Source organism: Pseudomonas sp. OIL-1 (assembly GCF_010669185.1).
GTDB classification, from domain to species: domain Bacteria; phylum Pseudomonadota; class Gammaproteobacteria; order Pseudomonadales; family Pseudomonadaceae; genus Halopseudomonas; species Halopseudomonas profundi.
In genome coordinates this window covers 1,279,237-1,299,670 of the sequence record NZ_CP048629.1, presented here as the reverse complement: position 1 = coordinate 1,299,670, position 20,434 = coordinate 1,279,237, and the positions used below count along the sequence as shown (strand labels likewise).

Annotated in this window: 15 protein-coding genes, 2 tRNA genes and 1 rRNA gene; 7 read left to right on the top strand and 11 right to left on the bottom strand. The window is 57.9% G+C overall.

Annotated elements, in window-relative coordinates; genetic code table 11:
- Window positions 1-74: 74 nt before the first annotated feature.
- The 8 genes from G3M63_RS06040 to urtA all read right to left on the bottom strand — a co-directional run bounded on the left by G3M63_RS06040 (window position 75) and on the right by urtA (window position 7,367).
- Window positions 75-150 (bottom strand) — tRNA-Ala (locus G3M63_RS06040).
- A gap of 26 nt (window positions 151-176) precedes the next feature.
- Window positions 177-253 (bottom strand) — tRNA-Ile (locus G3M63_RS06035).
- A gap of 104 nt (window positions 254-357) precedes the next feature.
- Window positions 358-1,894, bottom strand: a 16S ribosomal RNA gene (locus G3M63_RS06030).
- A gap of 610 nt (window positions 1,895-2,504) precedes the next feature.
- Complete coding sequence (urtE, locus tag G3M63_RS06025; protein WP_163982157.1) at window positions 2,505-3,194, bottom strand: urea ABC transporter ATP-binding subunit UrtE; 690 nt, start codon at window positions 3,192-3,194, stop codon at window positions 2,505-2,507.
- A gap of 15 nt (window positions 3,195-3,209) precedes the next feature.
- Window positions 3,210-3,950, bottom strand: coding sequence for an urea ABC transporter ATP-binding protein UrtD (gene urtD, locus G3M63_RS06020; protein WP_150302142.1), 741 nt, complete (start codon window positions 3,948-3,950; stop codon window positions 3,210-3,212).
- Complete coding sequence (gene urtC, locus G3M63_RS06015; protein WP_163982156.1) at window positions 3,947-5,116, bottom strand: urea ABC transporter permease subunit UrtC; 1,170 nt, start codon at window positions 5,114-5,116, stop codon at window positions 3,947-3,949. The genes urtD and urtC overlap by 4 nt, the downstream gene beginning before the upstream one ends.
- Before the next feature lie 27 nt (window positions 5,117-5,143).
- On the bottom strand, window positions 5,144-6,064 hold the full coding sequence (gene urtB, locus G3M63_RS06010; RefSeq protein ID WP_150302140.1) for an urea ABC transporter permease subunit UrtB: 921 nt from the start codon (window positions 6,062-6,064) through the stop codon (window positions 5,144-5,146).
- A gap of 58 nt (window positions 6,065-6,122) precedes the next feature.
- Window positions 6,123-7,367, bottom strand: coding sequence for an urea ABC transporter substrate-binding protein (gene urtA, locus G3M63_RS06005; protein WP_163982155.1), 1,245 nt, complete (start codon window positions 7,365-7,367; stop codon window positions 6,123-6,125).
- Between the two features lie 442 nt (window positions 7,368-7,809).
- On the opposite strand from urtA, the gene fmdA reads away from it, so the two are divergent.
- From fmdA to G3M63_RS05980, 5 genes are all read left to right on the top strand, one after another.
- Window positions 7,810-9,039, top strand: coding sequence for a formamidase (gene fmdA, locus G3M63_RS06000; protein ID WP_163982154.1), 1,230 nt, complete (start codon window positions 7,810-7,812; stop codon window positions 9,037-9,039).
- A gap of 71 nt (window positions 9,040-9,110) precedes the next feature.
- Window positions 9,111-9,434 carry an FmdB family zinc ribbon protein gene (locus G3M63_RS05995; protein WP_150302137.1) on the top strand — a complete coding sequence of 108 codons (324 nt, stop codon included), beginning with the start codon at window positions 9,111-9,113 and terminating at the stop codon, window positions 9,432-9,434.
- 54 nt (window positions 9,435-9,488) lie between these two features.
- Window positions 9,489-11,129 (top strand): sigma 54-interacting transcriptional regulator, encoded by a 1,641-nt coding sequence (locus tag G3M63_RS05990; RefSeq protein WP_218573661.1) that lies wholly within the window; start codon window positions 9,489-9,491, stop codon window positions 11,127-11,129.
- A gap of 24 nt (window positions 11,130-11,153) precedes the next feature.
- Entirely contained in the window at window positions 11,154-12,200 is a 1,047-nt protein-coding gene (locus G3M63_RS05985; RefSeq protein ID WP_150302135.1) for an aliphatic amidase, read from the top strand.
- A 66-nt stretch (window positions 12,201-12,266) separates the two neighbouring features.
- A complete protein-coding gene (locus G3M63_RS05980; RefSeq protein WP_163982153.1) occupies window positions 12,267-13,337 on the top strand; it encodes an AAA family ATPase in 1,071 nt (356 codons plus the stop codon).
- Window positions 13,338-13,426: 89 nt separating this feature from the next.
- On the opposite strand, the gene G3M63_RS05975 is transcribed toward G3M63_RS05980, so the two are convergent.
- The 3 genes from G3M63_RS05975 to rpmE form a co-directional block, all read right to left on the bottom strand.
- Complete coding sequence (locus G3M63_RS05975) at window positions 13,427-14,689, bottom strand: malic enzyme-like NAD(P)-binding protein (RefSeq protein WP_163982152.1); 1,263 nt, start codon at window positions 14,687-14,689, stop codon at window positions 13,427-13,429.
- A 156-nt stretch (window positions 14,690-14,845) separates the two neighbouring features.
- Entirely contained in the window at window positions 14,846-15,625 is a 780-nt protein-coding gene (locus G3M63_RS05970; protein WP_150302132.1) for a thermonuclease family protein, read from the bottom strand.
- A 23-nt stretch (window positions 15,626-15,648) separates the two neighbouring features.
- Window positions 15,649-15,864 carry a 50S ribosomal protein L31 gene (gene rpmE, locus G3M63_RS05965; protein WP_150302131.1) on the bottom strand — a complete coding sequence of 72 codons (216 nt, stop codon included), beginning with the start codon at window positions 15,862-15,864 and terminating at the stop codon, window positions 15,649-15,651.
- 191 nt (window positions 15,865-16,055) lie between these two features.
- Between rpmE and G3M63_RS05960 the strand changes: the two genes are divergently transcribed.
- Window positions 16,056-18,314 carry a primosomal protein N' gene (locus G3M63_RS05960; protein ID WP_163982151.1) on the top strand — a complete coding sequence of 753 codons (2,259 nt, stop codon included), beginning with the start codon at window positions 16,056-16,058 and terminating at the stop codon, window positions 18,312-18,314.
- 373 nt (window positions 18,315-18,687) lie between these two features.
- Window positions 18,688-20,433: an arginine--tRNA ligase gene (gene argS / locus G3M63_RS05955; protein WP_163982150.1), complete on the top strand. Its 1,746-nt coding sequence runs from the start codon at window positions 18,688-18,690 to the stop codon at window positions 20,431-20,433.
- Window position 20,434: the final 1 nt, after the last annotated feature.

Genomic DNA, 20,434 nt, shown 5'->3' with positions numbered 1-20,434 from the left:
ATCGGTGATCATTCATGTATGAACTCTAGGTCCAGCTAAGGCGTTGTCATTGCGTTCGGTACGTCGGTCTGTCTTGGTGGAGCCAAGCGGGATCGAACCGCTGACCTCCTGCGTGCAAGGCAGGCGCTCTCCCAGCTGAGCTATGGCCCCTTTAAGAACCGTCGCACCTCGACAATTGGTGGGTCTGGGCAGATTCGAACTGCCGACCTCACCCTTATCAGGGGTGCGCTCTAACCAACTGAGCTACAGACCCAATTATCTCGGGTACCTTGCAGCACAAAGCGCTGCAACCCAATCGCCTTTCTGTTGAATCAAGTAATTCGTGTGAGTGCTTGAAGAGTGCCGAGATCTATCGATTAAGGAGGTGATCCAGCCGCAGGTTCCCCTACGGCTACCTTGTTACGACTTCACCCCAGTCATGAATCACACCGTGGTAACCGTCCTCCCGAAGGTTAGACTAGCTACTTCTGGTGCAACCCACTCCCATGGTGTGACGGGCGGTGTGTACAAGGCCCGGGAACGTATTCACCGCGACGTTCTGATTCGCGATTACTAGCGATTCCGACTTCACGGAGTCGAGTTGCAGACTCCGATCCGGACTACGAACGGTTTTTCGGGATTAGCTCCACCTCGCGGCTTGGCAACCCTCTGTACCGCCCATTGTAGCACGTGTGTAGCCCTGGCCGTAAGGGCCATGATGACTTGACGTCATCCCCACCTTCCTCCGGTTTGTCACCGGCAGTCTCCTTAGAGTGCCCACCATTATGTGCTGGTAACTAAGGACAAGGGTTGCGCTCGTTACGGGACTTAACCCAACATCTCACGACACGAGCTGACGACAGCCATGCAGCACCTGTGTCTGAGTTCCCGAAGGCACCAATCCATCTCTGGAAAGTTCTCAGCATGTCAAGGCCAGGTAAGGTTCTTCGCGTTGCTTCGAATTAAACCACATGCTCCACCGCTTGTGCGGGCCCCCGTCAATTCATTTGAGTTTTAATCTTGCGACCGTACTCCCCAGGCGGTCAACTTAGTGCGTTAGCTGCGCCACTAAGAACTCAAGGTTCCCAACGGCTAGTTGACATCGTTTACGGCGTGGACTACCAGGGTATCTAATCCTGTTTGCTCCCCACGCTTTCGCACCTCAGTGTCAGTATCAGTCCAGGTAGTCGCCTTCGCCACTGGTGTTCCTTCCTATATCTACGCATTTCACCGCTACACAGGAAATTCCACTACCCTCTACCGTACTCTAGTTCAGCAGTTATGAAAGCAGTTCCCAGGTTGAGCCCGGGGATTTCACACCCATCTTACTGAACCACCTACGCGCGCTTTACGCCCAGTAATTCCGATTAACGCTTGCACCCTCTGTATTACCGCGGCTGCTGGCACAGAGTTAGCCGGTGCTTATTCTGCCGGTAACGTCAAAACTGACACGTATTAGGCGTCAGCCCTTCCTCCCGGCTTAAAGTGCTTTACAATCCGAAGACCTTCTTCACACACGCGGCATGGCTGGATCAGGCTTGCGCCCATTGTCCAATATTCCCCACTGCTGCCTCCCGTAGGAGTCTGGACCGTGTCTCAGTTCCAGTGTGACTGATCATCCTCTCAGACCAGTTACGGATCGTCGCCTTGGTGAGCCATTACCCCACCAACTAGCTAATCCGACCTGGGCTCATCTGATAGCGCAAGGTCCGAAGATCCCCTGCTTTCTCCCGTAGGACGTACGCGGTATTAGCGCCCGTTTCCGGACGTTATCCCCCACTATCAGGCAGATTCCCAGGTATTACTCACCCGTCCGCCGCTCTCAAGAGAAGCAAGCTTCTCTCTACCGCTCGACTTGCATGTGTTAGGCCTGCCGCCAGCGTTCAATCTGAGCCATGATCAAACTCTTCAGTTTAAAAACTGCTTGGGTTTTGAGAAAACCCTAAACTTGGCTCAGCGTTTACAAATAAACTCGATGAATTCACAGAGTTACTTGCTTGGCTGATAATCTTGCGATCATCGAGCAATTCAGCAAGCACCCACACGAATTACTTGATTCAGATTGTTAAAGAGCGATTCGGCCGGCGTTTCCGCCTTGCCAAGGCCGCGTATTCTACGCTAACCTTCTGATCCGTCAAGCAATTTTGTGAAGTATTTTTGCTGCTTCACTTGCTGCCTGAATGGCCTGAACAGCGCTGCTGTTCCGTGCCAGGGAGGCGCATTCTACAGGAGCCAAGCTCGCTGTCAACACCTTCCGTAAACCTTGATGAGCTGCCTCATCGCTGCGAACAACCGATCCATCCAGCCCTTCGCAGAGCGGCGCATTCTACGCCTTCTCTCCAGCCTGTCAACCCCTAAATTATCGCTAACTTATTGATTGCAAAGCGCTTATTCCGTAGCGCCATGACTTGAGAGAGGCGCATTATTATAGGCGTCTGACGTTTGCCGTCAAGCAGTTTGAAGCAACTTTCTAGCGAAGGGACGATAAAGCCCGCTCCTTATACAGGGACGGGCTTATCCGGCGGTTAAACAGAGAGGAATTTGCTGATGTAAGCCTTGTCGATTTGCTCGCCTTCGGCTTCGTGAACGATTCTGCCCTTGTCGATCACCAGCATGCGATCAGCGACGGCGGTGGCGAAGCTCAATACCTGCTCGGATACGACGATGCTGATCTTGCGCAGCTGCTTGATTTCATTCAACGTCACTGCGAGCTGTTTGATAATCGAAGGCTGAATGCCCTCCGTTGGTTCATCCAGCAGCAGCACCTTGGGATCAGCCGCCAGCGCGCGCCCGATAGCCAACTGCTGTTGTTGACCGCCGGAGAGGTTTCCGGCTTTACGATGACGCATGTCGAACAACACCGGGAACAGCTCATAGATATCGTTCGGCACTTTCTTGCGTCCCGACGCTTCCAGCCCGGCCTTGATATTTTCCTCCACGGTCAGCGTAGGGAATACCATTCTGCCCTGGGGTACATACGCGATCCCCTTCGCCACACGCTGGTAGGATTCCGCCCGGGTCAAATCATCGCCCCGGAAGCGGATTTCGCCCGCGGTGCTTGGCAGCATGCCGATCAGCGATTTGAACAGCGTGGTTTTGCCCATACCATTGCGGCCCATGATAGCTACCGTTTCATTGGCCCCCACGTTCAATGAGACCCCGTGGATCACTTCGCTCATGCCGTAACTGACGCGCAGTTCGTTGACACTTAACATGTCCGGACTCCCTATTTAATGACCGAGGTACACTTCGATGACCTTCTCGTTTCGCTGCACGTCATCCATCTTGCCTTCGGCCAGTAATTTGCCCTGGTGCAATACGGTTACCCGGTGCGCGATATCCTTGACGAAATCCATGTCGTGCTCGATGACGATGACTGAACGGTTCTGACTGATTCGTCGCAACAGGTCCGCGGTGGCTTCGCGTTCGGAAACGCTCATGCCTGCTACTGGCTCGTCAAGCATCAACAGCTCCGGATCCTGAATCAGCAACATGCCGATCTCCAGCCACTGCTTCTGCCCGTGACTGAGCAAACCCGCGCTGGTATCGAGCCGATCGATCAGGAATATGTCGTCGGCGATCGCTTCGACCCGTTCCCGTACCTGGTCAGTGACCTTGAAAAACAGGCTGCCAAAAACGGTTCGTCCGGTTGGGTAGGACAGCTGCAGATTCTCCCGGACCGTCAGGTTCTCGTAGATGGATGGCGTCTGGAACTTTCGACCCACGCCTGCCTTGACGATGTTGTTCTCCGCGAGCCTGGTGAGCTCGGTGTCCTTGAACCTGATGGAGCCTGAGGTAGCACGTGTTTTGCCGCAGATCAGGTCCAGCAGCGTGGTTTTACCGGCGCCGTTGGGGCCGATTACCACGCGCACTTCGTTTCGCTCTACATAGAGGTTCAGTCCATCGACCGCCTTGAAGCCATCGAACGAAACAGTGAGATCCTCGACCGCCAATAAAATAGGAGCACTCATGACGTCACCTCCTGCGGCTTACCACTCGTTGGCGCTGGCTCGGCTGCCTGCTCATGCTTGACTGGCGCTGGCTTGCGCCGTGACGCGAGGAAACGATCAATGTGCGGCTGCACGAAGTCTTCATAAAGACCGGCCAGGCCGCGCGGAAACAGCAACACCACGCCAATGAACAACGCACCCATGAAGATGATCCACAGTTGCGGGAAGCTTTCCGACAACAGGGATTTCGCCAGGTTGACCAGCAAGGCGCCGTACACCGCACCAATCAGCGAGAGACGTCCGCCTACTGCGCAGAAGATAACCATTTCGATGGAGACGACGGTGCCTACAAAAGTGGGAGACATGAAGCCGACCTGCAGTGCAAACATGGCTCCGCCAATGGCCGAGAAGATGCCAGCCAGCGCGAAGACAAAGATCTTGATATTGGCGACGTCGTACCCGGAAAACCGCACCCGGTCTTCCTGATCGCGCATGGCGATGAGCAGTTTCCCGTAGCGACTGCTGAGCACGAACTGGCCAATCAACAGACAAAGGATCAACAGCACGCAACAGAGGAAATACAGTATGTATTTGGCGCTGTCCGGACGGATGTCCCAACCCAGCAGGGTACGCAGATCAGTGATTCCGTTGATCCCGCCGGTGTAACCTTGTTGGCCAATAATCAGAATGGTCGCAATCGAAGCAATTGCCTGCGTGATGATCGCGAAATACACCCCACCGACTCGACGCTTGAACATCGCTACCCCGATCACAAATGCGAACAATGCCGGCACAGTCAGGATCAACAGAACGGTCAAGGTCAGACTGTGGAAGGGCATCCAGAAAATCGGTAACTCGGTAATCTGGTTCCAGTCCATGAAATCAGGAATGCCTGGGGTACTCTGAATGGCGGTGTTTTCTGGACTCGAAGCTTCAAGTTTGAGAAACATTGCCATGCAGTAACCGCCCAGGCCAAAGAAAATCCCCTGCCCCAGACTAAGCACTCCACCGTAACCCCAGCACAACACCAGTCCGATCGCGACAAACGCGTAGGTCAGATATTTACCGATCAGGTTCAGGCGAAAGATATCCAGCGTCAGCGGCAGCACCACGAGCAATACAACGGCCAGCGCGGCCAGTTGCAGTAGACGCTGCCGCCCCCCGAATGCGCTAATCCAGTTTTGCATCACGTTAACCTCCAGCCGGCGCGCCAATCAGCGGCGCACCTTGCTTGCAAAAAGTCCCTGGGGACGGAACATCAGGATCCCGACGACGACCAGCAAGGTAATCACCTTGGCCATGGAGCCGCTGAGGAAGAATTCGAGGATCGACTGGGATTGGGCAATACCGAAGGCCGATACCACGGTACCGAGCAAGCTCGCTGCGCCGCCAAATACCACCACCAGAAAGGTGTCCACGATATAGAGCGAACCCGTGGTCGGGCCGGTAGACGCAATAGTGGTGAACGCCGCGCCCGCAACGCCGGCGATACCGCAACCCAACGCAAAGGTAAAACGATCGACGCGCTTGGTATTGATGCCCGCCGCGTTTGCCATCAAGCGGTTCTGGGTTGTCGCGCGCAATTTGATGCCCCAGCGCGAGCGATACATCATTATCACTACGCTTACGGTCATCAGCAGGGTTACCCCCATGACGAACAGTCCATTGAGCGGAATGTCGATCATGTCGCTTACCGCCCATGAGCCCATCAGCCAGTCCGGCATGCCGACACTCACTTCACGCGGGCCAAACGTTGAGCGATAGATCTGCTGGAGAATCAATCCCAGGCCCCAGGTCGCCAACAGGGTATCCAGCGGTCGATGATATAAACGACTGATCATCAATCTTTCAACGATGTAACCGAGCAGGAAAGCCCCAGCGAAGGCTGCAACAATTGCGAAGGGAAAGTAGACCTGCTGCAGCCAGGGCGAGGTGGTGGCCAGCTCGGAAACCAGCCAGGTAATGTAGGCTCCGAGGGTCAGAAACTCCCCGTGGGCCATATTGATAACACCCATCTGCCCGAAAATAATGGCCAATCCCAGGGCCATCAGCAGAAAGACGCAGAATAGACTCAGGCCACTGAATCCCTGCATGACAAAAATGGCCGCGAGCTCTTGCCCTGAATAACCGCCCATATTGGCTCTCCTGATTTACCGACGATGCGGTCGTAATCGACCGCATCTGCTACGTGGCTTATTGATAGCCTTCCGGGAAGGGGTTCGGCTCGATCAGTTCCGATTCGTACACCACCTCGGCCTGACCATCAGCCTTCCACTGTCCCATGCGCAGCTTGCTCCACAGGTGATGGTTTTCATGGACCTTGACGTAACCTTCGGGCGCAGTTTCCAGCTCGATATCGGCAGAGGCCGCAGCCACCGCATCAACGTCGAAGCTGCCCGCTTTCTCGACAGCGGCTTTCCACAACCAGGGTCCCAGATAGGCAGCCTGGGTCACGTCACCGATCACGCTGTCTTCACCCCAGCGCGCCTTGAACGCCTTGACGAACGCCTGGTTGTTCTCGTTTTCCAGTGACTGGAAATACTTCATCGAGGAGTAATAACCGGCGATGTTTTCACCACCAATGCCCAGCACTTCGTCTTCAGTGACCGAGATGGTAACGATAGTCTGACGTTCCGGTGTGATACCTGCTGCCTTGAGCTGCTTCCACCAGGCAACGTTGGAGCCGCCGACGATGCTGGCGTAAACCACATCAGGCTTTTTCAGGCGGATCTTGTTGATAAGTGAACCGAAGTTGGTGTTGCCGAGCGGGTAATACTCTTCGCCGATGACTTCGCCGCCGAGTACGTTCTCAATATGCTTGCGGGCGATCTTGTTCGAGGTGCGGGGCCAGATGTAATCCGAACCAACGAGGTAGTAAGTCTTGGCATCCTTTTCTTTGGCGATCCAGTCCAGTCCGGCGAGGTTTTGCTGGGTAGCTTCCTGCCCTGTATAGATCACGTTCTTGGACTGCTCGAGCCCTTCATAAAAGGTCGGGTAATAGAGCATCCCGTTTTCTTTCTCAAAAACCGGTAGTACGGCTTTGCGAGATGCAGAGGTCCAGCAACCGAACACCGCTGCGACCTTGTCCTGGGTGAGAAGCTTGCGAGACTTTTCCGCGAAGGTTGGCCAGTCGCTCGCGCCGTCCTCCTGAATTACCTCAATCTGCCGCCCTAGAACACCGCCCATGGCGTTGATCTGCTCGATGGCGAGCTTCTCAGCTTCGACCGAGCCGGTTTCACTGATAGCCATGGTGCCGGTGACGGAATGCAGGATGCCAACCTTAACGGTGTCATCGCTTACGGCAAGGCCTGTCGTATTGACCTTGTCAGTCGGGTGGTCCGCCGCGCCAGCGGCGCCAGCAAAGCCCAGGCCAGCGCCCAGGGCAACTGCCAGCAGATGGCGCTTCCAGGCCGGCGTCTTGCGAGTTGAGTCATGCATGAGGTGCTTCTCCTTGATTTGGATGTAACTGGCGAGCATGTCCAGTCCCCCGCTTCACTCGCCTGTTGAATCCACCTGAGCAACCCCTGTGCCATCTCAGCCTGTCCCGCTGCAAATTTTGCCAAATAAGCAGCTAAATTGTTGTAATACGGGAAGTTTATATTTCTGGCCACAGCCGTCCTCGCCTCACCGGAGCAACGCAGCGCCTGCTCCGAAATAGCGCGCTCCGACATTGTCATGCCATTGTCATAGCCCAATGCTGGACATTGTCATCCCGGCGCCGGCAGGCCTGCTGGCTATAACTGACAATTCGCTAACAACCCTCTGTTTTTAAACGTTTTTCTACTTCAATGACAAAGCTGGCACGGCATCTGCTCTATGCGTCATACCGGACCGATTGACCGGACCGAAACGCAACATCAAAAACGAGGATGCCCCCGTCATGGCTGAAACACTGATCAAGATCGACCTGAGCAAGAGTCCCAAGGAACACGACAACATTCATAACCGCTGGCACCCGGACGTGCCCATGGTGGCAACCGTCAAGCCCGGGGCAGATTTCATTATCGAGTGCATGGACTGGACTGGCGGCCAGATCGCCAATAACGACAGCGCCGAAGACGTCCGCGATGTCGACCTGACCAAGGTGCATTACCTGAGTGGTCCGGTAGCGGTCGAGGGCGCCGAGCCGGGCGATCTGCTGGTTGTCGACATTCTGGATATCGGGGCTTTTGCCGATCAGATGTGGGGCTTTAACGGCGTGTTTGCCAAGCAGAACGGCGGCGGCTTTCTTACCGAACATTATCCCGAAGCGCGCAAAACCATCTGGGACTTCAACGGCATCTACACCAAATCCCGCCATATTCCGGGGGTCGAGTTCATTGGCCTGATGCACCCGGGCCTGATTGGTTGCCTGCCCTCGCAGGAGCTACTGGATGAATGGAACACCCGTGAGCAGGCGCTGATTGATACTGACCCGGAACGCGTGCCCGGCCTGGCCAATCCGCCCTACGCACCCACTGCGCATGTTGGCCGCGCCGCCGGCGATGTCGCCAGCAAGATCGCAGCGGAAGGTGCGCGCACCGTACCGCCGCGTGAACATGGCGGCAATTGCGATATCAAGGATCTGACCAAGGGCTCGCGTGTGTTCTTCCCCGTCTATGTAAAAGGCGGCGGCTTGTCGATGGGCGATCTGCACTTCTCCCAGGGTGACGGCGAGATCACATTCTGTGGTGCCATCGAGATGGCCGGCTGGATCCATGTCAGGGTCAACCTGATCAAGGACGGCGTAAAGAAATATGCCGTGAAGAATCCGATCTTCCAGCCAAGCGATCTTTCTCCCAGCTACAAGAAGCACCTGATCTTCGAAGGCATATCGGTCGACGAGAACGGCAAGCAGCATTATCTGGATGCCCACGTTGCCTATCGCCAGGCCTGCCTGAACGCCATCGAGTACCTGAAAAAATTCGGTTACAGCGGCGCTCAGGCCTATTCGATCCTCGGCACCGCACCGGTGCAGGGCCACATCAGCGGCATCGTCGACGTGCCCAACGTCTGCGCAACGGTATGGATTCCTACCGAAATATTCGACTTCGACATCCAGCCCAACGCCGACGGACCCACCATCGCGGTCAGCGGTGACGAAATACCTACGGCCATCTGGAATAAATAAAGCGCTGATAGACGGTTGCTCCGCCATGGAGCAACCCGTCAGCCCCCGTTGCACCGTCAGGAAGCATCCATATGCCGATTTATGATTTCGACTGCCCAGCGTGCGGGGTCTTCGAAGCGCTATTGCCCAGCGCCGAGCGCGATACGCCGCGCAACTGTCCCGACTGCGGACAAGCCATGCAGCGGCTGGTGTGCGCGCCGCGTCTGCAGATCCTCAACACACAACAACGCACCGCTCATGAGACCAACGAGCGCAGCGCCCATGCCCCGAAGGTAAGCCACGGGCACAGTTGTTGCAGTTCCGGTGCTTGTAGCCATACGCCACGCGCCGATGGTCAACCGCCGGCACTCAAGCAACAAACCGGCCCCCGCCGTCCCTGGATGATCAGCCACTAACCGCTGCGCAGCCGGGCCGGGGACGTTCACCCCAGATACCGGAGCCCGCACAGCATGATGATTTCCTCCCCGGAACGGGTAACCCAACAGATGAAGCGTGAACTGGTGGTCATCCTGGAAATGGCCAAGCTGATGGAGAAACCCCTGGACGCGCCGCGCACCATTCAGGGACTGCTCCGGCTGCTGTCGCAGCTCTATGGTCTGAATTGTGGCCGGGTTAGCCTGCCGGACGCGCCCACCAGCACCCTTCAGGTGCGTTATTCCTATGGCCTGTCGATTGACGACCTGAAGGCCGGGCGCTTCAACCTCAACTTCAACGAGGGGGTAACCGGCTACGTCATGCGTACGGGTTCCATCGGGCTGGTGCCGGATGTGGATAAGGAGCCGCTGTTTATCCGCCGCATCACCGAGTTGTCTCACCACCGGGGCGGCCGCATGGCCTTTATCGCCATACCCATTCTAGAGACCGGGACGCCAATCGGCGTCTTGTCGGTACAGCGTGAGGGATTGCACGAACGGCCCTTCGATAACGACATAAGCTTGCTGCGCGTAGCGGCGGCGATGATCGGCCAGCTACTGCGCATTCATAGTTTCGTCGTGGAACAGACCGCTCATCTGGTCAAGGAAAACCAGCATCTTCGCCACAGCATCGCTGTCGAGGGGATGCTCAAACAAAGCCTTGCGCACGGCATTCTCGGCACCAGCCAGTCGCTGATGGACGCGGTGCGTTCGGCCATTCAGGTCGCACGAAGCGATGCCCCGGTCATGCTGTTGGGCGAGTCAGGGACCGGCAAGGAAAAATTCGCGCGCATGATTCACCAGCAAAGCGACCGCCGGGAACAACCCTTTATTTGCATTAACTGCGCTGCGATTCCGGCCGATCTTCTCGAGTCCGAGCTGTTTGGGCATGTCAAAGGTGCCTTCACCGGCGCCTCGCACAGCAAGCTGGGCAAGATCATCCAGGCCGACCGGGGCACGCTGTTCCTCGATGAAATCGGTGATATGCCGCTCTCGTTGCAATCCAAGCTGCTGCGCGTGTTACAGGAAAAGAAGGTCGACCCGATCGGCAGCATGCAGTCGGTCCCGGTGGACTTCCGGGTGATCACCGCTACCCACGTCAATCTGCAGGAGTCGGTCAACCAGGGCAACTTCCGTCTGGATCTGTTCTACCGGCTGCACGTGGTACCGGTGCACCTTCCGCCCCTGCGTGATCGCCAGGACGATATCAGGCAATTGGCGCTGCACTTTCTCAACGAGCTCAATCATCACTACGAGCGCAACTGGAGCCTGGCGGCGGATGCCTTCGCCGTGCTGGAGCACTTTGACTGGCCGGGCAACATCCGCCAGCTACAGAACGTGCTTGAACGCACCGCGCTGACCAGTGATCAGGATCTGATCAACGGCGAGCAGCTCCACCAGAGCCTGGCCTCGGAAAGCGCCATTACCATTCCGCAAAGATCCCATGGCCTGCCGCACGTGATCGCGACAGTACCCGAACCAAAAGCCGCCGGTGATGACCGCCGCAGCTACAGCCGTTCCTATAACTGGGTCCAGCAGGACGAAGCGGAGGTCATCCGCAGCATGCTCGCGCTGACCAACAACAACCAATCCGAAGCTGCACGGCGATTGAATATAAGCCTGAGGCAGCTTCGCTACCGGGTCAGCAAGCTGGGTATCGAACGCCCACACATCTGACCCATCTGATACGGAGAAAGAACCATGCGTCACGGTGATATTTCAAGCAGCCCGGACACTGTTGGTGTGGCGGTCGTCAACTACAAGATGCCACGTCTGCACACCAGGGATGAGGTATTGGAGAATGCCCGCAAGATTGCCGACATGATTATCGGCATGAAGCGCGGGCTGCCCGGCATGGACCTGGTGGTGTTCCCGGAATACAGCACCATGGGCATCATGTACGACAACGACGAAATGATGGCCACCGCCACCACCATACCAGGGGACGAAACCCGGATATTCAGTGAAGCCTGCAAGCAGGCCCGCACCTGGGGCATCTTCTCGTTGACCGGCGAACAACATGAAGAGCATCCGCATAAAGCGCCATACAACACCCTGGTGCTGATCAACGATCAGGGCGAAATCGTGCAGAAGTACCGCAAGTGTATTCCCTGGTGTCCGATCGAAGGGTGGTATCCCGGCGACCGCACCTATGTCACCGAAGGCCCCAAGGGCATGAAGATCAGCCTGATCATTTGCGACGACGGTAATTACCCGGAGATCTGGCGCGACTGCGCGATGAAAGGCGCCGAATTGATCGTACGTTGCCAGGGCTACATGTATCCGGCCAAGGAACAGCAGGTGATGATGTCGAAAAGCATGGCCTGGGCCAACAACTGCTATGTCGCCGTGGCCAATGCCAGCGGCTTCGATGGCGTGTATTCCTACTTTGGTCACTCGGCGATCATCGGCTTTGACGGTCGCACCCTGGGCGAATGCGGCGAAGAGGAAATGGGCATTCAGTACGCCCAGCTATCCGTCTCGCAGATCCGCGATGCGCGGACCAACGATCAGTCGCAGAACCATCTGTTCAAGTTGCTACACCGTGGCTATACCGGTGTGTACAACTCCGGCGACGGTGATCGCGGTGTAGCGGACTGTCCGTTCGACTTCTACCGTACCTGGGTGCTGGATGCGGAAAAGGCGCAGCAGGATGTGGAGAAAATGACCCGCGGCACCATCGGCGTGGCTGACTGCCCGGTCGGGGAGCTCCCGCATCCCGGACGTGACCGGGAAGCCGGCGCTTGAGGCTGAACTGCGGCCCAACGGGGCCGCTTGACTGCTTCGTACAAGCCGCAGACAAGGATGCGAGACATGCCCTTCATCAATGACGTACTGGAGCAAAACCAGCGCGCCAGCGGTACCTTGCCGCTGACGCACACCTCGCGTTTTCGCTTTGATCCGCAGCAGGTGATGACGCTGCTGCGCTCACGCATCGTCGGCCAGGGTGCCGCCCTCGATACCATTGAAGCCAGCCTGATGGTGATCAAGGCTGAACTCGGCGATCCGCGTAAACCGCTCGCGGTGATCCTGCTCATGGGACCCACTGGCGTGGGCAAAACCGAAACCGTGCGACTGCTCGCCGAGGCGATTCATGGCAAAGCCGATGCGCTGTGTCGGATTGACATGAATACCCTGGCGCAGGAGCACTACGCCGCCTCCCTTACCGGTGCCCCACCCGGCTACGTTGGCAGCAAGGAAGGCACCACACTCTTCGACAAGACCGCGATCGAAGGCAGTTACAGCGCCCCCGGCATCGTCCTGTTCGATGAACTGGAAAAGGCCAGCGAGCCGGTGGTGCGGGCCCTGATGAATATCTTTGATAACGGCCAGCTGCGCCTCAGTTCCGGTACTGCCACCCTGGATTTTCGCAACAGTCTGATTTTCATGACCAGCAACATCGGCGCGCAGGCGCTGTGGACCTATCAACAACGCCAGCAACAGGGGTGGCGCAAGCTGCTACCAAACCCGTGGCAATTACGCCGCGAAGCAAGACTGATCGATCAGGCGCTGGAAAAGCACTTCACACCCGAGTTTCTCAACCGTATAGATCAGCGGTTGCGCTTTCAGCGACTGGGCGATGAGCAGGTCGGGCAACTGGTAAGTCTGGCGTTGGCCCGTTTGAATCAACGCCTGACGCGGCACGGTCTGGAACTCGTGCTTTCGCCCGACGCTCACGAATGGCTTGGAAAACAGGGGTTCGACAGACGCTACGGAGCACGCTCCATGACCCGTGCGTTTCGCCAGCATCTTGAGCCAAAGGTGGCGCGCTGGCTGCTTGATCAGTCCGGCGCGGAAGCCGGCGAACAGTTGCTGGCGACGTTGGCACCGGACGGAATACGCCTCACCCTGGTGCATCCAGCTCAGTCTGGCTCGTCCGCCTGATCGGCCCGGCTGGATACGCATCTGGTCAGCTCGCTGGGCAACAGGCACAAAAAAACCCGCCGAAGCGGGTTTTTTGTTTACCGGCTGAATCAGATGCAGTCTTCGACTGACTTCAGCGGGTAATGCGCCGGGTATGGCAGGGTAGCCACGCCGGAGTCGATCGCAGCCTGGGCAACTGCAGCAGGCACTTCTTCGATCAGACGGACATCCATCGGCTTGGGAATGATGTAATCCCGGCCGAATTCCAGGTTGATCCCGCCGTACGCAGCAGAAACATATTCCGGTACTGGCTCTTTGGCCAGCTTGCGGATGGCGTGAACGGCTGCAATCTTCATTTCTTCGTTGATGCGAGTAGCACGAACGTCCAGTGCCCCACGGAAGATGAAGGGGAAGCCCAACACGTTGTTGACCTGGTTCGGGTAGTCCGAACGACCGGTCGCCATAATCACGTCAGGACGTGAAGCATGCGCCAGCTCCGGGTTGATTTCCGGATCAGGGTTCGAGCAGGCGAATACGATCGGGTTCTCAGCCATCAACTTCAGCTCGGCCGGTTGCAGCAGGTTCGGGCCGGACAGACCGACAAATACGTCGGCGCCTTTCATGGCATCAGCCAGGGTGCGCTTGTCGGTTTCAGTGGCGAAGATTGCCTTGTATTCGTTCAGATCGTCACGGCCAGCGTGGATAACGCCTTTACGGTCGAGCATGTAGATGTTTTCAACGCTGGAACCGAGGCTCACCAGCAGCTTCATGCAGGCGATAGCTGCGGCGCCCGCGCCCAGGCACACGATCTTGGCATCTTCGATCTTCTTGTCGGCCAGCTCCAGCGCATTGATCATGGCTGCAGCAGTCACGATAGCGGTACCGTGCTGATCATCATGGAAAACCGGAATATCGCACTGCTCGATCAGAGCGCGTTCGATTTCAAAGCACTCAGGTGCCTTGATGTCTTCCAGGTTGATGCCACCGAAGGTGCAGGAGATGCGCTTGACGGTGTCGATGAAAGCCTGCGGGCTTTCCGCTTCGACTTCGATATCGAATACATCGACACCGGCAAAACGCTTGAACAACACACCCTTGCCTTCCATTACCGGCTTGCTGGCCAGCGGGCCGAGGTTACCCAGACCCAGGATAGCGGTGCCGTCGGAAATCACCGCGACCAGGTTGCCCTTGCCAGTGTATTTGTAGGCATTGTTGGCGTCCTTGGCAATCTCGCGGACAGGCTCGGCAACGCCAGGGCTGTAGGCCAGCGCCAGGTCCCGGGCAGTGGCAGTCGGCTTGGTCAGCTCAACGCTCAGCTTACCCGGACGCGGGTGGGCATGGTACTCGAGTGCATCGGTTCTCAAATCAGACATGTTCAAAATTTCCGGTCAGGTTGCTCATGCGGACGGCCGAGAATACAGAAAACCCACTATACGAACAAGATCATTCATGAGATCAATGTCAAGGACATATTCTTATATCCATGTGTCATTGCAATGAAGCGACGCAGGCATGGTTTTCGCTGCGGATCAGTAGCGCTGCAGCATGAGGGGATGACTGGCGGGCAACATGAAAGGCTTATGCCCCGGCTTCAACCTGCCTCGGGTACGGTCGATCACCCAGCCGCGTGCTTCAACTTCGCTGCCCGCCAACTTCTCGACCTGGAGCTCTTTGAAATAGCCAAGCTCCCGAGTGGCGATACGTAGCACCAGCGGACCGTCAAGCTCCAACCAGTAGTACTTTCCTGCCTTGCTGACCGATTGCACCCGACCGCGGACAATCTGAAATCCGCCGGAGGCCACCTTGGCCGCCGGCGTGAAGGCAGCGCCTTTCCACACGCCCAGGGAACCTTGGCGCGCAACGCGCTCGGCCACAGCATGGCAATCAACCAGTTCGACATTTGGCGGAACGGCCAACGCATAGCCCAACCCTTCGCGCAGAAGTTGCGCTTCGACATTGGCGCCCGCCGCAAACAGATGGCCGAGCGTGCGTCCGTAATGATCCCTGGGTTCATCGCCGACCGACAGCAGCAGCTCCCGGGCGTCGGTCAGCTGCTGCAGCCGACGACGAGCCGCCTGCGCAAAGGGCTCGGACGCTTCACCTCGCCGACCAATCTCGGGCGTATTGATACCGATCAACCGGAGCCGTCGACCGTCCCTCAGTTCAAGGGTATCGCCATCTATGACATGGCGAACCGACACCGGCTCGCTGGGGCCGACGAGCTTGCAGGCATCGGCAAATACTGACTGGGCTGAAAGCCAGACAATAAAAAAGGCGCCCGTGAGGAGCGCCTTTCTGGTATCGAGCATTGCCAACATCTGGCAGCCGATCCTTACTTCTTGGTGCTGAGTGCACCGAAACGCTGATTGAAGCGCTCGATACGACCACCGGTGTCCAGCATCTTCTGCTTACCGGTGTAGAAAGGGTGGCACTCGGAGCACACGTCAAGGTGGATAGTTTCACGCAGTGTGGAACGGGTCTTGATCACGTTACCGCAGCTACAGGTCGCTTCGAGATCTTGGTACACAGGATGCAGATCAGCTTTCATGGTGATTCCTCGGTTTTTTGTGCCGCCACCGGACCAACATGATCAGGCACCGCACTGGACAATCGCACCGCTACCATACACTGGTACCGGAAAACAGGCCGGCGATGATAACAGAAACAAGGACAGACGCAAGCATCCCCGAGATGCGCCTTGGTGCTACCATCAGCGACGAATTATTCAGGGAGTGTTTCGTGTCCGGCCCGATTCTGCAGGTTGCCCTGCCTTCACCCTTGCGTCGCCTGTTCGATTATCTTGCGCCAGCCAATACGCCATTGGAAGCCCTGCGTCCGGGCCTGCGCGTTCGGGTGCCCTTCGGTAACAGACAACTGGTCGGCCTGATCGCGGAGGTGAGCGATAGCTCCGAGGTACCGGAAAACAAGCTCAAGCGCGCCACGGAGCTGCTGGATTTCGAGCCGCTGTTACCTGATTCGCTCTGGCAACTATGCACCTGGACGGCCAGCTATTATCAGCACGGCCTGGGCGACACCTTGAGCAGCGCGCTGCCGATACTGCTTCGCCAGGGCGAGCCAGCGCTGGCGCGTCAGGACCTGATCTGGCAATTGCTACCCGGGGCTTATCCGGAACATCCCGCAGTCAGTCGCGCCGCCAAACAGAAACACGCCATCCAGACGCTGCAGCAACATCCACATGGTTTGTCCCATGCCCTGTTGAGCCAATGGGGGCTGGCACGCGCCACGCTCGAGGCGCTGGAAAAGAAGGGGCTGGTGCAGCAGACCAGTCAGTCGCAGCATCATGTGCACGAGCCCCTTCCTTTATTACGTGAAGCGCCGCTAACAGCCAATGCTGAACAAGCGGCGGTACTTGCCGAAATATTGCCTGCCGAGCCAGAGCCCGAACACGCGACGGCAAACAGCCAGCCCGCTCCCGGCTTCCGGGCCTGGTTGCTGGAAGGCGTAACCGGCAGCGGCAAGACCGAGATCTACCTGCAGGCGATCGAACACTGCCTGCGCCAGGGACGTCAGGCCCTTGTGCTGATACCGGAGATCGGCCTCACGCCGCAGACACTGGAGCGCTTTCGTCGCCGCTTCAGCGTGCCGGTGGTCATCCTGCATTCCGGCCTGAATGACCGCGAGCGCCTGGATGCCTGGATTGCCGCCCGCGACGGCGAGGCTGGCGTGGTGATTGGCACCCGTTCGGCTATCTTCACCCCGCTTGCCCGGCCCGGCCTGATCATCATCGATGAAGAACATGACCTGTCCTATAAACAACAGGAAGGCCTTCGCTATAACGCACGGGACCTGGCGGTGTACCGGGCGCGCCTGGAAAAGATCGGGATTCTGCTTGGCTCGGCTACGCCTTCACTGGAAAGCCTGCACAACGTACAGCGCGGCCGCTACCAACTGTTGCGCCTGACCCAGCGCGCCGGGAACGCCCGGCCGCCCAGCTTTCAATGCCTGGACATCCGCAGTCGTCCACTGGATGCAGGCCTGTCCCGGCCGCTGGTGCAAGCAATGCGCGACCATCTCAACCAGGGCAATCAGGTGCTGGTGTTCATCAACCGCCGCGGCTTTGCGCCGACGCTGATGTGCCACGATTGCGGCTGGATTGCCGAATGCAAACGCTGCGATGCGCGCATGACGGTGCACCAGTCGCCTCACCATCTGCATTGTCATCACTGCGGTAGCCAGCGCCCGGTCGACCGGGTCTGCCCCAAATGCACGGGAGAGGATCTGCGCCCGTTAGGCGCGGGAACCGAACGCACCGAAGAATTTCTGGCCAGCGGCCTGCCGGACTATCCGGTGCTGCGCATCGACCGCGACACCATGTCCCGCAAACAGGCCATGCAGTCGATGCTCAAGACCATTCACAGCGGGGAGCCCTGCGTGCTGGTCGGTACGCAAATGCTTGCCAAGGGACATCACTTTCCCGACGTCACGCTAGTGGCCATTCTGGATGCCGACGGCGGCCTGTTCTCGGCTGATTTCCGCGGCCCCGAACGCATGGCGCAGATGATCACCCAGGTGGCCGGACGTGCCGGGCGTGCGGACAAGCCCGGCCAGGTACTGATCCAGACACACATGGCCGAGCATCCCTTGTTGATTGATCTGACCGAGCATGGTTACGCGGCGATCGCCGAGCGCGAACTTGCCGCACGCCAGGCTTCGCTCCTGCCTCCTTACAGCTTCCTGTCATTGCTGCGCGCCGAGGCCAATTCGGCCGCACTCGCCAACCAGTTTCTCGAAGAGGCCTGCGAACTCGCGGAACAGATATGCGAAGCCGGTAACTGGACCGGTGTCGACCTGCTCGGCCCGGTCCCCTCCCCAATGGAGCGGCGGGCGGGGCGTTTCCGTGCGCAGTTGCTGATTCAGGCCGACCAGCGCTCGACCATGCACCAGCTTTTATATAACTGGCTGCCACAGCTGGAACAGCATCCGCTTGCGCGCAAGGTGCGCTGGTCAATTGATGTTGATCCGCTGGATATGTTTTAGGGCGGGTGGTTCGTGATGACTTCAAAAGCAAATCCCCCCCTAGCCCCCCTTTTTCAAAGAGGGGAACTGTCCGTGCTTCGTTCAACCTGACTCGCACGTAGCGAATATCGAGCATCGGTTGAACTCGCCGCCACACGCTGCCCGATCGAGCCAGCTGTCTGTCAGGGTGGAGCAAGTGTTGAAAACAGGGATGTTTTCATCAAGCCCCCCAGGGACGGGTTCACGGCGTCTTGCGTAATCCTGGCAGATGGCTGGCGATCGGCTCCGATCTCATCGCCGCACCCCCTATAACGACAATGCGATTTGGCAAGCCGCTCTAGAAAACGGATAATGCCGGGTTTTCCACAGGCATTTGCCGGATACCCGATTACCCATGAAAAACCTCATCAGCCAGCTCCTTGCCAGCGCCGTTAGCAGCCTGCAAAGCCAGGGCGTTTTGCCCGCCGACCTTACGCCTAACATTCAGGTCGAGACCGCCCGCGATAAGGCCCATGGCGATTTTGCCAGCAATCTTGCGATGATGCTGGCCAAGCCCGCCGGTATGAAGCCCCGGGATCTGGCTGAAAAACTGATTGCTGCGCTGCCTGAGCACAACGCCGTCGCCAGCGTCAGCATCGCCGGTCCCGGCTTTATCAACTTCTTTCAGGATTCAGGCTGGCTTGCAGGCCAGTTGGAAGCAGCGCTGGCTGATGACCGGTTGGGTGTCGCGCAGGCAGATCCGGCGCAGCGTGTGGTGGTGGATTATTCCTCTCCTAACCTGGCCAAGGAAATGCACGTTGGCCATTTGCGCTCCACCATTATTGGTGACGCCGTGGCGCGCATTCTGGAGTTTCTCGGGCACAAAGTAATTCGTCAGAACCACGTGGGCGACTGGGGCACACAGTTCGGCATGCTGCTGGCCTATCTGGAAGAAAACCCGGCCGACGCCGAATCTGAGCTCGGCGATCTGGAGAATTTTTACCGCCAGGCCAAGCGCCGTTTCGATGAAAGCGAAGCGTTCGCCAACCGCGCCCGTGAGCGCGTTGTCCAGCTACAAGCCGGCGACCCGCAATGCCTGGCCCTCTGGCAACGTTTCAATTCGATTTCACTGGGTCACTGTCAGGCCGTTTACGATCGTTTGGGCGTCAGTCTGAGCGAGCAGGACGTGCGCGGCGAAAGCACCTATAACGACAAGCTCGCTGACGTCGTCGACAGCCTTACCGACAAGGGGATGCTGACTGAAAGCGAAGGCGCCCGTTGTGTGTTCCTCGATGAGTTCAAGAACAGCGAAGGCAAGCCCCTGCCCGTGATTGTTCAGAAGGCTGGCGGCGGATATCTCTACGCCACCACCGATCTCGCTGCGATGCGCTACCGCCATGAGCAGCTGCAGGCTGACCGCGTGCTGTATTTCGTCGACCAGCGCCAGGCGCTGCATTTTCAGCAGGTTTTTGCCGTCGCGCGCAAGGCCGGCTTTGTGCCCGCCGACATGCAGCTTGAGCACATGGGCTTCGGCACCATGAATGGCGCTGACGGGCGGCCCTTCAAGACCCGCGATGGCGGCACGGTCAAGCTGATCGACCTGCTCGACGAAGCAGAGCTGCGGGCCCATAGGCTGGTAAAGGACAAGAATCCCGAACTGGGCGAAGATGAGCTGAACCAGATCGCCCGGGCAGTGGGCATCGGCGCGGTCAAGTATGCCGATCTGTCGAAGCACCGCAGCAGCGATTACAGCTTCAACTTCGAGCAGATGCTCAGCTTCGATGGCAATACTGCGCCCTATCTGATGTACGCCTATACCCGCGTCGCCAGCGTGTTCCGCAAACTGGGCAGCGGTATGGATCAGCTGGACCAGCTCGGCCCACTGGTTCTCGAAGAGGAAGCCGAAAACGAACTGGCCGCTCACCTGGCGCAGTTCGGCAATACCCTGAATTACGTCGCCCGTGAAGGCACACCCCACGTACTCTGCCATTACTTGTACGAATTGGCCGGGCGCTTCTCCAGCTTCTACGAACGCTGCCCTATCCTTGCCGCCGAACAGGCCAGCCAGCGCGACAGCCGTCTGCGCCTGGCCGCCCTGACTGGACGAACACTGCAGCAAGGCCTTACTCTGCTCGGCATTGAAACCTTGGAGCGCATGTAAG

Bases quoted from the DNA above. Each gene is read 5' to 3' on its own strand.
- urtE (WP_163982157.1), bottom strand. From the start codon at position 3,194: ATGTTAAGTGTCAACGAACTGCGCGTCAGTTACGGCATGAGCGAAGTG.
- urtD (WP_150302142.1), bottom strand. From the start codon at position 3,950: ATGAGTGCTCCTATTTTATTGGCGGTCGAGGATCTCACTGTTTCGTTC.
- urtC (WP_163982156.1), bottom strand. From the start codon at position 5,116: ATGCAAAACTGGATTAGCGCATTCGGGGGGCGGCAGCGTCTACTGCAA.
- urtB (WP_150302140.1), bottom strand. From the start codon at position 6,064: ATGGGCGGTTATTCAGGGCAAGAGCTCGCGGCCATTTTTGTCATGCAG.
- urtA (WP_163982155.1), bottom strand. From the start codon at position 7,367: ATGCATGACTCAACTCGCAAGACGCCGGCCTGGAAGCGCCATCTGCTG.
- fmdA (WP_163982154.1), top strand. From the start codon at position 7,810: ATGGCTGAAACACTGATCAAGATCGACCTGAGCAAGAGTCCCAAGGAA.
- G3M63_RS05995 (WP_150302137.1), top strand. From the start codon at position 9,111: ATGCCGATTTATGATTTCGACTGCCCAGCGTGCGGGGTCTTCGAAGCG.
- G3M63_RS05990 (WP_218573661.1), top strand. From the start codon at position 9,489: ATGATGATTTCCTCCCCGGAACGGGTAACCCAACAGATGAAGCGTGAA.
- G3M63_RS05985 (WP_150302135.1), top strand. From the start codon at position 11,154: ATGCGTCACGGTGATATTTCAAGCAGCCCGGACACTGTTGGTGTGGCG.
- G3M63_RS05980 (WP_163982153.1), top strand. From the start codon at position 12,267: ATGCCCTTCATCAATGACGTACTGGAGCAAAACCAGCGCGCCAGCGGT.
- G3M63_RS05975 (WP_163982152.1), bottom strand. From the start codon at position 14,689: ATGTCTGATTTGAGAACCGATGCACTCGAGTACCATGCCCACCCGCGT.
- G3M63_RS05970 (WP_150302132.1), bottom strand. From the start codon at position 15,625: ATGCTCGATACCAGAAAGGCGCTCCTCACGGGCGCCTTTTTTATTGTC.
- rpmE (WP_150302131.1), bottom strand. From the start codon at position 15,864: ATGAAAGCTGATCTGCATCCTGTGTACCAAGATCTCGAAGCGACCTGT.
- argS (WP_163982150.1), top strand. From the start codon at position 18,688: ATGAAAAACCTCATCAGCCAGCTCCTTGCCAGCGCCGTTAGCAGCCTG.